Source organism: Floridaenema flaviceps BLCC-F50 (genome assembly GCF_041929275.2).
Lineage (GTDB): Bacteria > Cyanobacteriota > Cyanobacteriia > Cyanobacteriales > Aerosakkonemataceae > Floridanema > Floridanema flaviceps.
Map to the genome: position 1 here is coordinate 471,328 of NZ_JBHFNR020000001.1, position 13,357 is coordinate 484,684.

A 13,357-nucleotide genomic window follows, 5' to 3' on the forward strand; every position below is an offset into this window, starting at 1 on the left:
TCTTCACCAATAACCAATGACCAATGACTAATAACTTATCTCTGTTTAATTACCACTAACGTAATATCATCGAATACTTTTTGTTCATTGATATAACTCATTACATCATCAATCACTGCTTGGCGAATTTCATCAGCTGAGAGATGATGATTTTTTTGCAGAATTGTATAAAATCTTTCTAAGCCATACAGTTCATTTTGGGAATTTACAGCTTCAGTAATACCATCAGTATAAAGTACGGCAATTTCTCCCGATCGCAAAGTAATTTCTACCTGTTGTATAAATTGCGTAATATCTGGTTCTAACCCTAAAGGAAACCCCAAATCAAAAGTATCAATTCGTTCTATCTCTCCATTATTTCGCACCACTATTAACTCTTCATGTTGCCCACTTAAACGCATTACCCCCGCTTCATATTCCAGCAGCGATAATGTCATATTCTTCGGGGATTTCATGCGATTAGTATTGCGATAAATAATTTGGTTTAAAGCATTTAAAAACTTCACAGGATCGGTTTCTTCTACCGTTAACAAAGTTCGCACAGCTGTCTGTGCCATAATCATCACCACACCACTTTCTAACCCATGACCTGTCACATCTCCAATCCCAATTTTAACTTTACCATTTTGTTGCAGAACATCGTAATAATCACCGCCAACTTCATTAGCAGGTGCCATAAAACCAGAAATATCAAGGTCGGCAATTTGTTTAAGTTCTTCCTCTTTAGGTAAAATCATTTCTTGTAATTGTCTGGCTACTTCTAACTCAGCACTCATCCGTAAATTCTCTGTTTTTAGTCGTTCATTTAAGCGCGTAATTTCTTCGTTAGAGTAGCGTAAAGCCGTAGCTATTTTATTAAAAGAATTGACAACTTGACCAAGTTCATCTTTATTTTGTAACGTGATATTTTCGCCAACAAAACCACTTGTCATTTGTTTAGCAGCTTCGTCTAAACGCTCCACTGTCAGCATAACTGCTTTGTAAAAAGCAATCCACAGATAAATAACTATTGCCGAAATTAGTAAAACTAAAATAACAATTACTTGCTGTCTTCTTGTCAAATATTTAATTCTAGCTTGTAAAATTTCATTTAAAACTTGGGAAATTTCATTTTCTAATTTAGAACTTAATTTTAAAGTTTGGTCAGCTTGATGTATATAGTTAAGTGGTTGTACATTGGCGTATGGACTAGTGAGAATATCAAGTTGCTTATTTAATTCTTTAGTAGTTAGGAGTAGAGCTTGTAAATCTTGATTAACTTTAGCTCGCCAACTTTGGGAATTAGGTTGATTAAAGGCTACTTCTAAATTGCGAGATAAATCTTTTGTATAATCTTTTAATGAACCTGATAATTGCACTAATTTACCTCGCTCCTGGGGGGTGATTTCCTGATTACGATTAATACTATTACCGAGGATTTTAATTTCGGTTAAAGTTCTTTGAATTTGGGGAAGTTTGGCGAGAATAGCATCACTGAAATAATAAGCATCTAAATAAGGGTCTAAAATTAAATTGGAGCTTTCTCCAACTTTTGCTGTGAGTTCGTAAGTTTGCGCGATCGCTCTATTATAAAAAACATCCTTAGTCTCTGGACTCCAAATTTGATAATTTTCTTGTAATTGCTCCCAGGTACTTTTAACTTCATTCACCTTAGTAGTACTTGGTAACACCTTTCCCCATTGCCGATCTTTATCTATCAAATTTTGTAAATTTTCCTCAGTTCTGTGATTAGCCTCTTTACGCTTATTTTGATGAATTTCCGAATTAAAGTTATACCTTAAGTCTTGCTCAACTAAATAACTTTCAAAAATAGCTCCTCTAAGTTCACGTAAAGGTTTTAAATATTCAATTCCATAAGTTTGCTTTTGAGTAAAATTTATCCTAATATTAGTTTCTAATAAAAATAAATATATAATTATACATAGAGGTAAAGCCATTAACATCGTAATTAAAGTAAACTTTTGCGGATACTTTAGTTGGTTCATTAAGTAAATAGCTGGTTGAAAAATCCTCTTCATACATTTACCTTGATAAACTAACTTAGCAAGCCGTAAGTCATAGCAAATCTGCAACGATGCCTCCTCTTATTCGGAACTACTGTAGAGACATTGCCTGCAACGTCTCTACAGATGCAACAATCTTCGTTGCTCACAATCACCTAAATTAATTCTATTGTAGGCAACAAATTGGCAAAAGTTGTAGGACTTACGCACCATAGCCAAGAAACCCGGTAACTTCTGCGAAACCGGGTTTCTTTCGTCTCATCTCCCTCTTGCTTAACTTCCTGGATAGCGATAAACAGGTAACTCGTCTACTCGCATTTCAAATGGTGCAGCTTTACTTCCAGGCGAAGAAACTCTAATTTTGCCTTGTTTGGCTATGCGTTTAAGTACACCACCTATTTTCACTAAAGATTTTAAAACTCGCCAGTTAATTACTTGATCTGGACATTCGATAATTAGTGTTGGTACTTCGCTATAAGTGGTAATATACCACTCACAATTAGAGAGTAATGCTTGCTGTTGGGGATGACAAGAATCATAAAAATATTTAGCAAGCATCTCTTCCAATTGTAGACGTTGTAAAGTATCGTCCAAGCCGGAAGTATCAGGCGGTAAATCTTCAAATGGTAAAGAAGAAAGATTCATAATAATTCCCCATCTCTTCAATGAGAGATTGCTGCTTTGGTACGGGGACAAGTTTCTAAGTCCTGATTCACAGGAACTTCAGGTTTTAAGCCAATCCAAGCATTAATTTTTTCTAAGTTAAATCCCACTGTTCGCACATCACCAACTTGGATTAATGGACGGCGAATTAATAAAGGATCTGCCATCATTAATTCTAAAGCTGTGTCTTCATCTAAAAACTCAGGATTTACATCGCCTGATTTAACGCGAGGTGCGGTATAATTAAACCACTCTTTAACAGGCAAATTTCCAAAAAATGAGCGTAGTTTTTCCTTAGTCCAAGTAGTAGTTAAGAGATTTTCAGGTTGTACTTGGTGTCCAGCTTCTAAGAGTAAAGCTTTCTGTTTTTTGTTGTTGGTACAACCTGGCTTTTCGTAAAAAATTACGGTAGACATCGTAGGTTAATTGTAGTGAACTAGGTTAGGATTAAGTCAAGGGAAATTGTTGATAGCTGTACATGGTTGGTGAGAGTTTATCAGCTAACAAATCAACGATTTTTTCAGGAGACATTTTGCTACAGCGGACTTTTCCTGGCATTAAAAGGACGTTAGGTGCAGAGGAACAACATTTTAAACATCCGGTGTATTCAATAACTACTTGATTTTGCAAACCCCGATCGCGCAAAGCTGCTTCTAGTTGTTGACTCAGCTTTTTCCCACCCCGTTTCATGCAACCAGATTTATTACACATTAATAACTTGACTTTTTTAGATTTAGGAGTCGATTCTACAATATCTACTGTTGGTAAGCAGTTATTGGGGCAATCTTCTCCAAAACATTCACTTACTTTATTAATTTGATAAGCTGTTAATTTAGGTAAATCTGTAAAATGCTTTTGTTTCTTTTCTCCAGATACTTCGATGCGATCGCCAGGAATTAAAACCTGTTTAATTTTCCCCCTTGTTTCTTTCGGTAGTTTGATTTCCAACACATTATTTTCTACCGCAATTCGCAAAGATTTAATTTTCCCACTGGACTTTTGTTCAAAACCTAAAAACTGTCCTTCCAAAAAGAAGCTTGACTGAGGTTGAAAACTACACATATCCATCGGGGTAACTCCTAATCTTTACAAATGTGGACGTTAAGTTTGTTGTAGCGACTTTAGTCGTACATTTCCAGGAATAAAAGCACGCTCAGTGCTCACAACGAACCTGGTTTGTTGTAGCGACTTTAGTCGTACATTCTCAGGAATAAAAGCACGCTCAGTGCTCACAACGAACCTGGTTTGTTGTAGCGACTTTAGTCGTACATTCCTAAATCAAAGCGCAGTGACGCTATCAGGTGATGGGATGGTGCGTTACGTTATGACTAACGCACCCTACAAGAAATTCGATTTAGTCGCGAATTACCTTAGCTTCTACAGTCATTGGTAAAGATAAAGTATCGGTCAAATCAGGAATTACTAATTCCCAACCATTTGCCAAAACGAAATGTTTGCCTTCCGACACTTCCTTTTCGCTGACAACTTCCTCTTCTAAATCTTTCTTGGGTACATAAGCAATTAAATGTCCGGCGCAATTATGACGCAACATTACTTTCATAAAATTCCTCCACTAGTTCCAATTCTTTTTTCCGGCAACCAACTATTACACCTCGTTCTACAAAATGTACTGCATAAATATAGTACATTTGCAAATAGTCACCTATACCTACTATATATCCCGTATCTCCTTTTTTTGCTAAAGTTTCTCCGATTTCTTTATTAGGAAAAGTTCCATCATTACGGATTAACTTTTTCACCCTTACCTTATCTTCCATATCAAAGGCAGGTGGGCCATATAGTTCATTTTCTTCTGATGCCGATCCCATGAGCCATCCTCCTTGTATTAACTAAATCCAACAATTCTTCAATAGTCAAACCGCGTTTTACTTGTCCTGAAAGCTGACGCACTTTTTCTAAAAGTGACTCTATTTCCTCTGGTTCGAGAACAATATTATGCTGTTCTAAAACCTTAATTAGTAGATGCCTCCCGGAATGTTTTCCCACTACTAAACGCCGTTCCCAACCTACTTCTTCTGGAGCGAAAGGTTCATAAGTTAGGGGATTTTTTAATACACCATGAGCATGAATTCCTGACTCGTGAGCAAAGGTATTTTGACCGACTATTGCTTTCCAAGGCGGAACTTCATTTCCTGATGCTTTGGCGACTAATTGTGAGAGTTCTTGAAACTTGCGGGTGTTGATTCCAAGCTCCATTGCATATACTCGTTTCAACCCCATGACTACTTCTTCTAAAGCAGCATTACCTGCTCTTTCTCCCAATCCATTAACAGTAGTATTGACTGATTTTGCGCCTGCTAAAATTCCCGCGATCGCATTTGCAGTTGCCATCCCCAAATCATTATGGGTGTGCATCTCCACTGGAATTTCTAACTGCGAAACTAACTGTTTAACTTTAGCGTAAGTGCTAAAAGGATCGAGTATTCCTACAGTATCACAAAACCGAAATCTTGAAACACCTAATTCTTGAACTGAGAGCGCTACATCTAACAAAAAATTATCATCTGCTCTCGAAGAATCCTCACCACCAACTGAAACAAACAAACCTTTATCTAAGGCGAAGCTAACACTGTCTTTCAGTCGGGATAAGATCAACTGCCATTGTCCTTGAAACTTGGCATTGATTTGAATTTCTGAAACCGGAATCGAAATATGAACTCGTTGCAAACCACAAGCTATAGAAGCTTCAATATCTGCTAAAACTGCACGGTTCCAACCCAAAAGTTTGGCAGACAACCCAGCTTCTACCACAGTAGAAATCGCCTTTTGCTCTTCTTTCCCCATTGCGGGAATGCCAATTTCTAATTCTTGGACTCCAATGCTGTCGAGGAAAACTGCGATCGCTAATTTCTCTTCTATAGTAAAAGCAACACCAGCGGCTTGTTCGCCATCCCGGAGAGTCGTATCATTAATCTGAATAATTTCACTCATGATATTGCACAACTTTAGAGTTTCAAATCTTTATGGGTCTGCATTTCTAGCCAATCAAAAATTCTGGTTAGCTGCTCGATCGAAATTAATCCATACTGCCAAAGTAACATCGGTAAAGGGTCATGCCATTGCTGATGAGTACGGAGTGCCATTGCGATCGCAGGACTAGAAATCTCTAAATCATGCTGAAGAAAATTGATGAATTCGTTAAACTTCAAACTGCGATCCATGACCTTACCTCGCGTACTTGGATTAATCTAACCGGAACTATTTAAATCCCCGGAATTTTAGTGCGCCAACAGCGCTCTAACCAATCAACTAATTCCCCGCGAGAAGCAATGAATTGCTGCACAACACTGCGAACTAAAATTGCTTCCATACTGTTATTTATCTCAACTCGCAAAGAACCATCATTTGGACAGCAGCAGGAAATCATTAACTCTTGCAAACGGTGATAAACTTGCCAACGATTTGGGCGAGAAATCTCGACAATTTGACTAGCTAAAGGGGGAACACTATGAGAGTCAAACATAATTTTCTTGATTGATTCTCGCTAAATTTTTCAATTCTTTTACTTGTTGTTCCAATTGTTCAATGCGATCGAGCAACCCACGAATTACAGTTGCTTCCGTATCAGGTAACTTGCCATGTTCTAACGGACAACCTTTACCCTGCTTTGAAACAATTCGCCCCGGAATTCCCACCACTGTGCAATCAGTAGGAACATCGCGCAGCACAACCGAACCTGCACCAATGCGGACATTATCGCCAACGCAGATATTACCCAGCACCTTTGCGCCAGCACCCACCACCACATTGCTTCCGACAGTGGGATGGCGTTTACCGCTTTCTTTTCCTGTACCGCCGAGAGTAGCGCCTTGATAAATTAGCGAGTAATCGCCAACGATCGCAGTTTCGCCAATCACTACTCCCATGCCATGATCGATAAACACACCTTTACCGATCGTTGCACCCGGATGAATCTCAATTCCCGTGAATAATCTACCAATGTGCGAAATCAGGCGCGGGAAAAAACTTACCTTGTGTGAGTACAACCAATGGGCGACGCGATGCAAACACAGAGCATGAAAACCAGGGTAACAGATAATCACCTCCAGCCAATTCCGCGCCGCTGGATCTCGCTCAAAGATAATCTGAAAATCCGCCTGTATTGCTTTAAATCCCGAAGAATCGCTATTTTCTGAACCAGATTTAGGAGTCTCAGAACTAGGAGAACGCCTCAAACTCTGGTGTTGAGATACTTTGTCAGTCGGTTTGGTGAAAGGCAGTAGCATCGACAGAGGAACCAACGCTGTTCTCCTGCTTATAACAAATTGGTTTCGCAGGGTGCGATCGTTCTGAGTGGATTGGAATTATTAGACTTATTAACCTTGCACTCAAAGTCCTCAAAACCTCTCTATTTAATAGATAAAAAAAACTTTGGGGGTAGGGGGTCGAGTATTTTTCCCATCAGGTACAAGTATTTTTGATCGGGGGTACTTGCATTTTTGTACTCAAAACCCAACCCCAACTTCCTGAACTGGTAAGGGTTTCACCCAACTATTACTACTCAGTTAACCTGTACTCACAGGTCAGTTTTCTTGAGCGGAACAGGTCGATCGATCCCCCCTAACCCCCCTTAACAAGGGGGGAACCGGATCTCACCGTCTTCTGGTTTCCCCCTTAACAAGGGGGAACCGGATTTCAAAGTCCCCCTTTCCCAGCAACCAGGAGGGAACCGGATTTCAAAGTCCCCCTTTCCCAGCAACCAGGAGGGAACCGGATCTCAAAGTCCCCCTTTCCCAGCAACCAGGAGGGAACCGGATTTCAAAGTCCCCCTTTCCCAGCAACCAGGAGGGAACCGGATCTCAAAGTCCCCCTTGTTAAGGGGGATTTAGGGGGATCGAAAATGCCTAAACTCATAACTAGCAACTTGAATCTTTACATTCTTCTGCCTTTTCAAATTGAGTTTAACAAATTTTGTCGCAAAGACTACCGTTTAAATTATTAAAGTGCTATTTTAGATACAGAACAACAATTGAATTCGCAAAACGCACCACTGGAGTAGTTAGAAAATCGGCTCCAGAGGTACTCTAAATAGATTTTGAGTACAGGGTTGAAGCGTGAAAACTAAGCAGTAAATAAGGCTCAAACCTTTGATTTATAAAGGTTTAAGCCTGAGTACAAGCTATTCCCGCACCCCTTACCAGAAATACTCAGACCTCTACCCGGAAATACTTGTACCCTCACCCCAAAAAAATTTTTCGATCTAGGTAAATATAGGCTTTGAGGGCTTGAGTACAAAACTAATAAATTCAATAAATCTGAATCCAGGGCAAAAACTGGGACTGGTTGAAGACCTCTTGGTATAAATCCATTAACGTCAGGCACTTAAATTTCAGCAAGAAGACCAAACAAGGTTCGCTTCTTTTGCAGGTAAGTGTACTCACGCCGGAAACACAGCAAGTTACTGGGAAATTCGATGTCTTCAACCACAACTTTACTCACGACGACACCGGAAGCGACGACAACATCAGATGCAGCCACTGCTAAAACCAAAAAATCTGGCGGTTGCGGTTGCAGTTCTTCTTCCACTGAAACAACCCTCGACGAAAAGATTAAAGAAAGAATCGCCAAGCACCCTTGCTACAGCGAAGAAGCGCACCACCATTACGCCAGAATGCACGTTGCTGTTGCACCAGCTTGCAACATTCAATGCAACTACTGCAACCGTAAATATGATTGCGCCAACGAAAGCCGTCCTGGAGTAGTTAGTGAACTCCTGACACCGGAAGAAGCCGCACATAAAGTATTGGTAATCGCCGGAAAAATTCCTCAAATGACGGTTTTAGGAATTGCAGGTCCCGGAGATCCTTTGGCTAACCCCGAAAAGACCTTCCGCACCTTTGATTTAATTGCTGACAAAGCCCCAGATATTAAACTGTGCTTGTCTACCAATGGTTTAATGCTTCCCGATCATGTCGATCGCATCAAAGAGCTAAACGTCGATCACGTCACCATAACTATTAATATGGTAGACCCGGAAGTAGGAACCAAGATTTATCCTTGGGTACACTACAGACGCAAGCGCTACAGAGGCATCGAAGGAGTTAAAATCCTCCACGAAAGACAGATGGAAGGCTTGCAAGCCCTCAGAGAAGCCGATATCCTCTGCAAAGTCAACTCAGTAATGATTCCCGGTATTAACGACGAACATTTAGTTGAAGTTGACAAAGTAATTCGGCAACATGGAGCATTCTTGCACAACATTATGCCCCTGATTTCCGCACCGGAACATGGCACCCACTTCGGTTTAACAGGGCAACGCGGGCCTACACCCAAGGAACTGAAGGCGCTACAAGATAACTGTTCCGGCAATATGAAAATGATGCGCCATTGCCGTCAATGTCGCGCTGATGCGGTGGGATTGTTGGGTGAAGACCGTTCTCAAGAATTTACCAAAGATAAGTTCCTGGAAATGGCACCGGAATACAACCTAGAGAAGCGTCAGGAAGTCCATGCAGCTATTGATAAAGTTCGTGAAGAACAAGAATCTCTCAAAGTTGCCAAAGCGTTAGCTAAGAAAGCTGCTAACACTCCCAAAATCTTAGTTGCAGTAGCAACAAAAGGTGGCGGTTTAGTTAACCAACACTTCGGTCATGCTAGAGAGTTCCAAATTTACGAAGTTGATGGCGTAAGCGCCAAATTCGTCGGACACCGCAAAGTTGAACAATACTGCCAAGGCGGTTTCGGTGAAGAGGAATCTTTAGACGGCATGATGAAGATGCTGGAAGATTGCAAAGCTGTCCTAGTTTCCAAGATTGGTCATTGTCCCCAAGAAACTTTGCAAAAAGCCGGAATTGAACCAGTGGAAGCTTTCGACTTGATCGATAAGGTGGCTTTGGAATTCTATCAAAAGTGGCTCTCCACTCAAACTGCAACAGTGTAACAATTTGCGATTTTAGATTTTAGATTTTCGATTTTTAATTAATTAAATCCCAAATCTAAAATCTATAATCCCAAATCCCAAATCCGAAATCCAAAATCCCAAATCCAAAATCGATTAAGGAGGGGCGATGACTTACACAATTACGAATAACTGTATTGCTTGCGATCGCTGTTTACCTCAATGTCCAACTAACGCAATCTCTGTTAAAGGACAGACCTACCAAATAGATAATAACTTATGTAATGGTTGCGTCGGTTTTTACAGTGTTCCCCAATGTCAAGCGGTTTGTCCAACTAATAATGGGTGTGTTCGTAGTCTAAGTGCGATCGCCTCTTCTGAGGATTACTGGGAGTCTTGGTTTAACACCTTCAATCACTTAGTTAGCCGCATCAATAAAACCAAAGAAAACCCTTACTGGCAAAAGTGGTTTAACACCTATTCCCAAGAACTAAAAAGAGTCATTGTATCTCGTTAATCTCAGAAATGTAGGAGCAGCATTATGTCAGTAATTTATTTAGATAACAATGCAACTACGAAAGTTGATGAAGCAGTTTTAGCGGCAATGCTGCCCTACCTGACCGAGCTTTACGGTAATCCTTCTAGTATGCACACCTTTGGTGGTCAAGTTGGCAAAGCAGTTAAAGAAGCCAGAGAACAAGTTGCCGCTTTGTTAGGTGCAGAACCTACAGAAATCATCTTTACAAGTTGTGGCACAGAAGGTAATAATTCAGCTATTCGCGCCGCTTTAGCAGCACGTCCCAACAAAACTCACATTGTCACTTCCCAAGTTGAACACGCTGCTGTTTTAAATCAGTGCAAACAGCTAGAAAGTCAAGGTTATACTGTTACTTATCTCTCCGTAGATGGTCAAGGTCAAATCGATTTAGATGAGTTGGAAGCATCCCTTACGGGTAACACGGCTTTAGTTTCGATCATGTATGCTAATAATGAAACTGGTGTGGTGTTTCCGATCGAACAAATCGGTCAAATCGTTAAGGAAAATGGCGCGATCTTTCACGTAGACGCAGTGCAAGCAGCAGGCAAAATTCCGCTGAATATGAAAACTAGCACTGTGGATATGTTGACGATTTCTGGTCACAAATTGCACGCCCCCAAAGGTCTTGGTGCTTTATATGTAAGAAAAGGTGTAAGATTCCGTCCCTTGTTAATTGGCGGACATCAAGAAAGAGGAAGACGTGCAGGAACGGAAAATGTACCGGGAATTATTGCATTAGGAAAAGCTAGTGAATTAGCACTACAACATTTAGATAATGTATTTGAAGAAAAAGCCTTGCGCGATTTGTTAGAACAAGGTATTCTTAATACAGTACCCGATACAGTAGTTAACGGACATACCAAAAACAGACTTCCCAACACTACAAATATTGGCTTCAAATATATCGAAGGTGAAGCAATTCTGCTTTCCATGAATCAGTTTGGAGTTTGTGCTTCTTCTGGTTCGGCTTGTACTTCTGGTTCCTTAGAACCCTCCCATGTTTTACGCGCAATGGGTTTACCTTATTCAGTTTTACATGGTTCGATTCGGTTCTCCTTGTCTCGTTACACCAAACAAGCAGAAGTCGAAAAAGTCTTATCAATACTGCCACCAGTAATTGAGCGTTTAAGAGCTTTATCTCCCTTCAAAAATGACCAGGAATCCTGGTTGCAAGAGCAAGAAAAAGCCCTTGCTAATGCTAAGTAGTCATTGGTCATTCGTCATTGGTCATTCGTCATTGGTTTAGCTAACAAAATTTAACAAATGACAAAGAACAAATGACAAATGACAAATGACAAAAAATAAACCAAAACTGCAACATTTACAACAAAAATCGCCAAGGCTATGTGGGAATATACAGATAAGGTAATGGACTTGTTCTACAATCCGAAAAACCAAGGATTGATAGAAGCAGCAAACGAAACAGGAATCAAAGTTGTTACAGGAGAAGTAGGTAGCATTGCTTGCGGAGATGCCCTCAGATTGCACCTCAAAGTTGATGAAGCGACAAACATAATTCTAGATGCTAAGTTTCAAACCTTTGGTTGTGCAAGTGCGATCGCTTCTTCTTCTGCCCTAACCGAAATGATTGTCGGCATGACAGTAGACCAAGCATTAAGCTTAACCAACAAAGAAATTGCCGAATACTTAGGCGGATTACCCGAAGAAAAAATGCACTGTTCCGTAATGGGGCAAGAAGCATTAGAAGCAGCGATTTACTCCTACAAAGGTATCCCGCTAGCGCAGCATGAAGAAGACGAAAGTGCCATGATTTGTCGCTGCTTTGGGATTACTGAAACCAGGATTAAAAAGACAATTAAAGAAAATCAACTCACCAGTGCTGAACAAGTCACAAATTATATTAAAGCCGGAGGCGGTTGCACCACTTGTTTAGCAGATATTGACGACTTAATTGCAGCAGTTTGGGAAGGAGTCGAACAAGAAAAAATTCAGGTTCCCGTAGTTAAACCAGAAACAGACACCTTACCTCAGTTAACCAACCTGCAAAAAATCACACTCATTCAAAAAGTTCTAGAGACAGAAGTTAAACCATTCTTAGCCGCAGATGGCGGAGACGTTGAACTCTACGATGTAGAAGGCGACAAAGTAAAAGTTGTACTCAAAGGTGCTTGCGGTTCTTGTCCTAGCAGCACAGTAACTTTGAAGATTGCGATCGAAGAAAAATTAAAACAGCTGGTATTACCCAGCTTAGTAGTTGAATCAGTCTAGTCAGGAAAAATCATGAAAAATTATCAAGATTCCCCAGGATTACCTGTGGGACGGTCGCCGCCAAACCCACATTTCTGCCCAATCCACACTCTCACTACTCAAAGTAAACAAACAATTTTCACAGCATAACACGAAGGAGACAAACCAATGACTGACGAAAAAATTAGACAGATTGCGTTCTACGGCAAAGGCGGTATCGGCAAATCTACCACTTCACAAAATACGATCGCAGCAATGGCAGAAATGGGCCAACGCATCATGATCGTAGGTTGCGACCCCAAAGCAGACTCCACCCGTTTGATGTTACACAGCAAAGCCCAAACCACAATTCTCCACTTAGCTGCTGAACGGGGCGCTGTTGAAGATTTGGAACTCGAAGAAGTATTGTTGACTGGTTATCGCAATGTACGTTGCGTTGAGTCTGGTGGTCCAGAACCCGGTGTAGGTTGCGCGGGACGTGGCATCATCACCGCTATTAACTTCTTAGAAGAAAATGGCGCTTATGAAGACCTCGATTTCGTATCTTACGACGTATTAGGCGACGTTGTGTGCGGTGGTTTCGCAATGCCTATCCGTGAAGGAAAAGCACAAGAAATCTACATCGTTACCTCTGGTGAAATGATGGCGATGTACGCAGCTAACAACATTGCACGAGGCGTTCTGAAATATGCTCACTCTGGCGGTGTACGTTTAGGTGGTTTGATTTGTAACAGCCGTAAAGTTGACCGGGAACTCGAATTAATCGAAACCTTGGCAAAACGTCTGAACACCCAAATGATTCACTTTGTTCCTCGTGACAACATTGTTCAACACGCAGAACTACGTCGGATGACTGTTAACGAATATGCACCCGACAGCCAACAAAATGAAGAGTACAAGCAACTAGCTAAGAAGATCATCGACAACAAGAACCTCACCGTTCCTACTCCAATCACAATGGACGAACTGGAAGACTTACTAGTTGAATTCGGTATCTTGGGCGGTGAAGAAGAGTACGAAAAAGCACTCCAAGCAGACCAACAAAAAGCTGCTGCTGTAGTCTAATCCGTTATTTGTTGGGGAATA

General features: G+C 40.7%; 15 protein-coding genes. 5 read left to right on the forward strand and 10 right to left on the reverse strand.

Annotated features, from left to right (window positions below; translation table 11 throughout):
• Positions 1-35: 35 nt before the first annotated feature.
• From ACE1CI_RS02200 to cysE, 10 genes are all read right to left on the reverse strand, one after another.
• Positions 36-2,072, reverse strand: coding sequence for a SpoIIE family protein phosphatase (locus ACE1CI_RS02200; protein ID WP_413268168.1), 2,037 nt, complete (start codon positions 2,070-2,072; stop codon positions 36-38).
• Between the two features lie 204 nt (positions 2,073-2,276).
• Complete coding sequence (locus tag ACE1CI_RS02205) at positions 2,277-2,648, reverse strand: hypothetical protein (protein ID WP_413268169.1); 372 nt, start codon at positions 2,646-2,648, stop codon at positions 2,277-2,279.
• 17 nt (positions 2,649-2,665) lie between these two features.
• Entirely contained in the window at positions 2,666-3,082 is a 417-nt protein-coding gene (locus ACE1CI_RS02210) for an ArsC/Spx/MgsR family protein (RefSeq protein ID WP_413268170.1), read from the reverse strand.
• A 31-nt stretch (positions 3,083-3,113) separates the two neighbouring features.
• Positions 3,114-3,734, reverse strand: coding sequence for a (2Fe-2S) ferredoxin domain-containing protein (locus ACE1CI_RS02215; RefSeq protein WP_413268171.1), 621 nt, complete (start codon positions 3,732-3,734; stop codon positions 3,114-3,116).
• Positions 3,735-4,020: 286 nt separating this feature from the next.
• Positions 4,021-4,227: a putative nitrogen fixation protein NifT gene (gene nifT / locus ACE1CI_RS02220; protein ID WP_193981039.1), complete on the reverse strand. Its 207-nt coding sequence runs from the start codon at positions 4,225-4,227 to the stop codon at positions 4,021-4,023.
• On the reverse strand, positions 4,205-4,495 hold the full coding sequence (locus ACE1CI_RS02225) for a nitrogen fixation protein NifZ (protein WP_413268172.1): 291 nt from the start codon (positions 4,493-4,495) through the stop codon (positions 4,205-4,207). The genes nifT and ACE1CI_RS02225 overlap by 23 nt, the downstream gene beginning before the upstream one ends.
• On the reverse strand, positions 4,470-5,618 hold the full coding sequence (nifV, locus tag ACE1CI_RS02230; RefSeq protein ID WP_413268173.1) for a homocitrate synthase: 1,149 nt from the start codon (positions 5,616-5,618) through the stop codon (positions 4,470-4,472). The genes ACE1CI_RS02225 and nifV overlap by 26 nt, the downstream gene beginning before the upstream one ends.
• 14 nt (positions 5,619-5,632) lie before the next feature.
• The gene (locus tag ACE1CI_RS02235) at positions 5,633-5,848 is read right to left on the reverse strand and encodes a DUF2949 domain-containing protein (RefSeq protein ID WP_413268174.1); all 216 of its coding nucleotides are present in this window, start codon (positions 5,846-5,848) and stop codon (positions 5,633-5,635) included.
• 41 nt (positions 5,849-5,889) lie between these two features.
• On the reverse strand, positions 5,890-6,150 hold the full coding sequence (locus tag ACE1CI_RS02240) for an Asr1405/Asl0597 family protein (protein WP_413268175.1): 261 nt from the start codon (positions 6,148-6,150) through the stop codon (positions 5,890-5,892).
• On the reverse strand, positions 6,143-6,913 hold the full coding sequence (gene cysE / locus ACE1CI_RS02245) for a serine O-acetyltransferase (protein ID WP_413268213.1): 771 nt from the start codon (positions 6,911-6,913) through the stop codon (positions 6,143-6,145). Before cysE ends, ACE1CI_RS02240 begins: the two co-directional genes overlap by 8 nt.
• Positions 6,914-8,100: 1,187 nt before the next feature.
• Here cysE and nifB point away from each other — a divergent pair.
• The 5 genes from nifB (at position 8,101) to nifH (ending at position 13,336) form a co-directional block, all read left to right on the forward strand.
• On the forward strand, positions 8,101-9,567 hold the full coding sequence (gene nifB, locus ACE1CI_RS02250) for a nitrogenase cofactor biosynthesis protein NifB (protein WP_413268176.1): 1,467 nt from the start codon (positions 8,101-8,103) through the stop codon (positions 9,565-9,567).
• 127 nt (positions 9,568-9,694) lie between these two features.
• A complete protein-coding gene (locus tag ACE1CI_RS02255) occupies positions 9,695-10,042 on the forward strand; it encodes a 4Fe-4S dicluster domain-containing protein (protein ID WP_413268177.1) in 348 nt (115 codons plus the stop codon).
• Positions 10,043-10,066: 24 nt separating this feature from the next.
• Positions 10,067-11,269, forward strand: coding sequence for a cysteine desulfurase NifS (gene nifS, locus ACE1CI_RS02260; RefSeq protein WP_413268178.1), 1,203 nt, complete (start codon positions 10,067-10,069; stop codon positions 11,267-11,269).
• Positions 11,270-11,407: 138 nt separating this feature from the next.
• Positions 11,408-12,292, forward strand: coding sequence for a Fe-S cluster assembly protein NifU (nifU, locus tag ACE1CI_RS02265; RefSeq protein ID WP_413268179.1), 885 nt, complete (start codon positions 11,408-11,410; stop codon positions 12,290-12,292).
• Positions 12,293-12,439: 147 nt separating this feature from the next.
• Complete coding sequence (nifH, locus tag ACE1CI_RS02270) at positions 12,440-13,336, forward strand: nitrogenase iron protein (protein ID WP_413268180.1); 897 nt, start codon at positions 12,440-12,442, stop codon at positions 13,334-13,336.
• Positions 13,337-13,357 lie beyond the last annotated feature (21 nt).

Excerpts from the sequence above, each read along its gene's own strand:
- nifU (WP_413268179.1), top strand. The coding sequence starts at position 11,408 with ATGTGGGAATATACAGATAAGGTAATGGACTTGTTCTACAATCCGAAA.
- cysE (WP_413268213.1), bottom strand. The coding sequence starts at position 6,913 with ATGCTACTGCCTTTCACCAAACCGACTGACAAAGTATCTCAACACCAG.
- nifH (WP_413268180.1), top strand. The coding sequence starts at position 12,440 with ATGACTGACGAAAAAATTAGACAGATTGCGTTCTACGGCAAAGGCGGT.
- ACE1CI_RS02205 (WP_413268169.1), bottom strand. The coding sequence starts at position 2,648 with ATGAATCTTTCTTCTTTACCATTTGAAGATTTACCGCCTGATACTTCC.
- ACE1CI_RS02215 (WP_413268171.1), bottom strand. The coding sequence starts at position 3,734 with ATGGATATGTGTAGTTTTCAACCTCAGTCAAGCTTCTTTTTGGAAGGA.
- nifS (WP_413268178.1), top strand. The coding sequence starts at position 10,067 with ATGTCAGTAATTTATTTAGATAACAATGCAACTACGAAAGTTGATGAA.
- ACE1CI_RS02255 (WP_413268177.1), top strand. The coding sequence starts at position 9,695 with ATGACTTACACAATTACGAATAACTGTATTGCTTGCGATCGCTGTTTA.
- ACE1CI_RS02210 (WP_413268170.1), bottom strand. The coding sequence starts at position 3,082 with ATGTCTACCGTAATTTTTTACGAAAAGCCAGGTTGTACCAACAACAAA.
- ACE1CI_RS02225 (WP_413268172.1), bottom strand. The coding sequence starts at position 4,495 with ATGGGATCGGCATCAGAAGAAAATGAACTATATGGCCCACCTGCCTTT.
- nifV (WP_413268173.1), bottom strand. The coding sequence starts at position 5,618 with ATGAGTGAAATTATTCAGATTAATGATACGACTCTCCGGGATGGCGAA.
- nifB (WP_413268176.1), top strand. The coding sequence starts at position 8,101 with ATGTCTTCAACCACAACTTTACTCACGACGACACCGGAAGCGACGACA.
- ACE1CI_RS02240 (WP_413268175.1), bottom strand. The coding sequence starts at position 6,150 with ATGTTTGACTCTCATAGTGTTCCCCCTTTAGCTAGTCAAATTGTCGAG.
- ACE1CI_RS02235 (WP_413268174.1), bottom strand. The coding sequence starts at position 5,848 with ATGGATCGCAGTTTGAAGTTTAACGAATTCATCAATTTTCTTCAGCAT.
- nifT (WP_193981039.1), bottom strand. The coding sequence starts at position 4,227 with ATGAAAGTAATGTTGCGTCATAATTGCGCCGGACATTTAATTGCTTAT.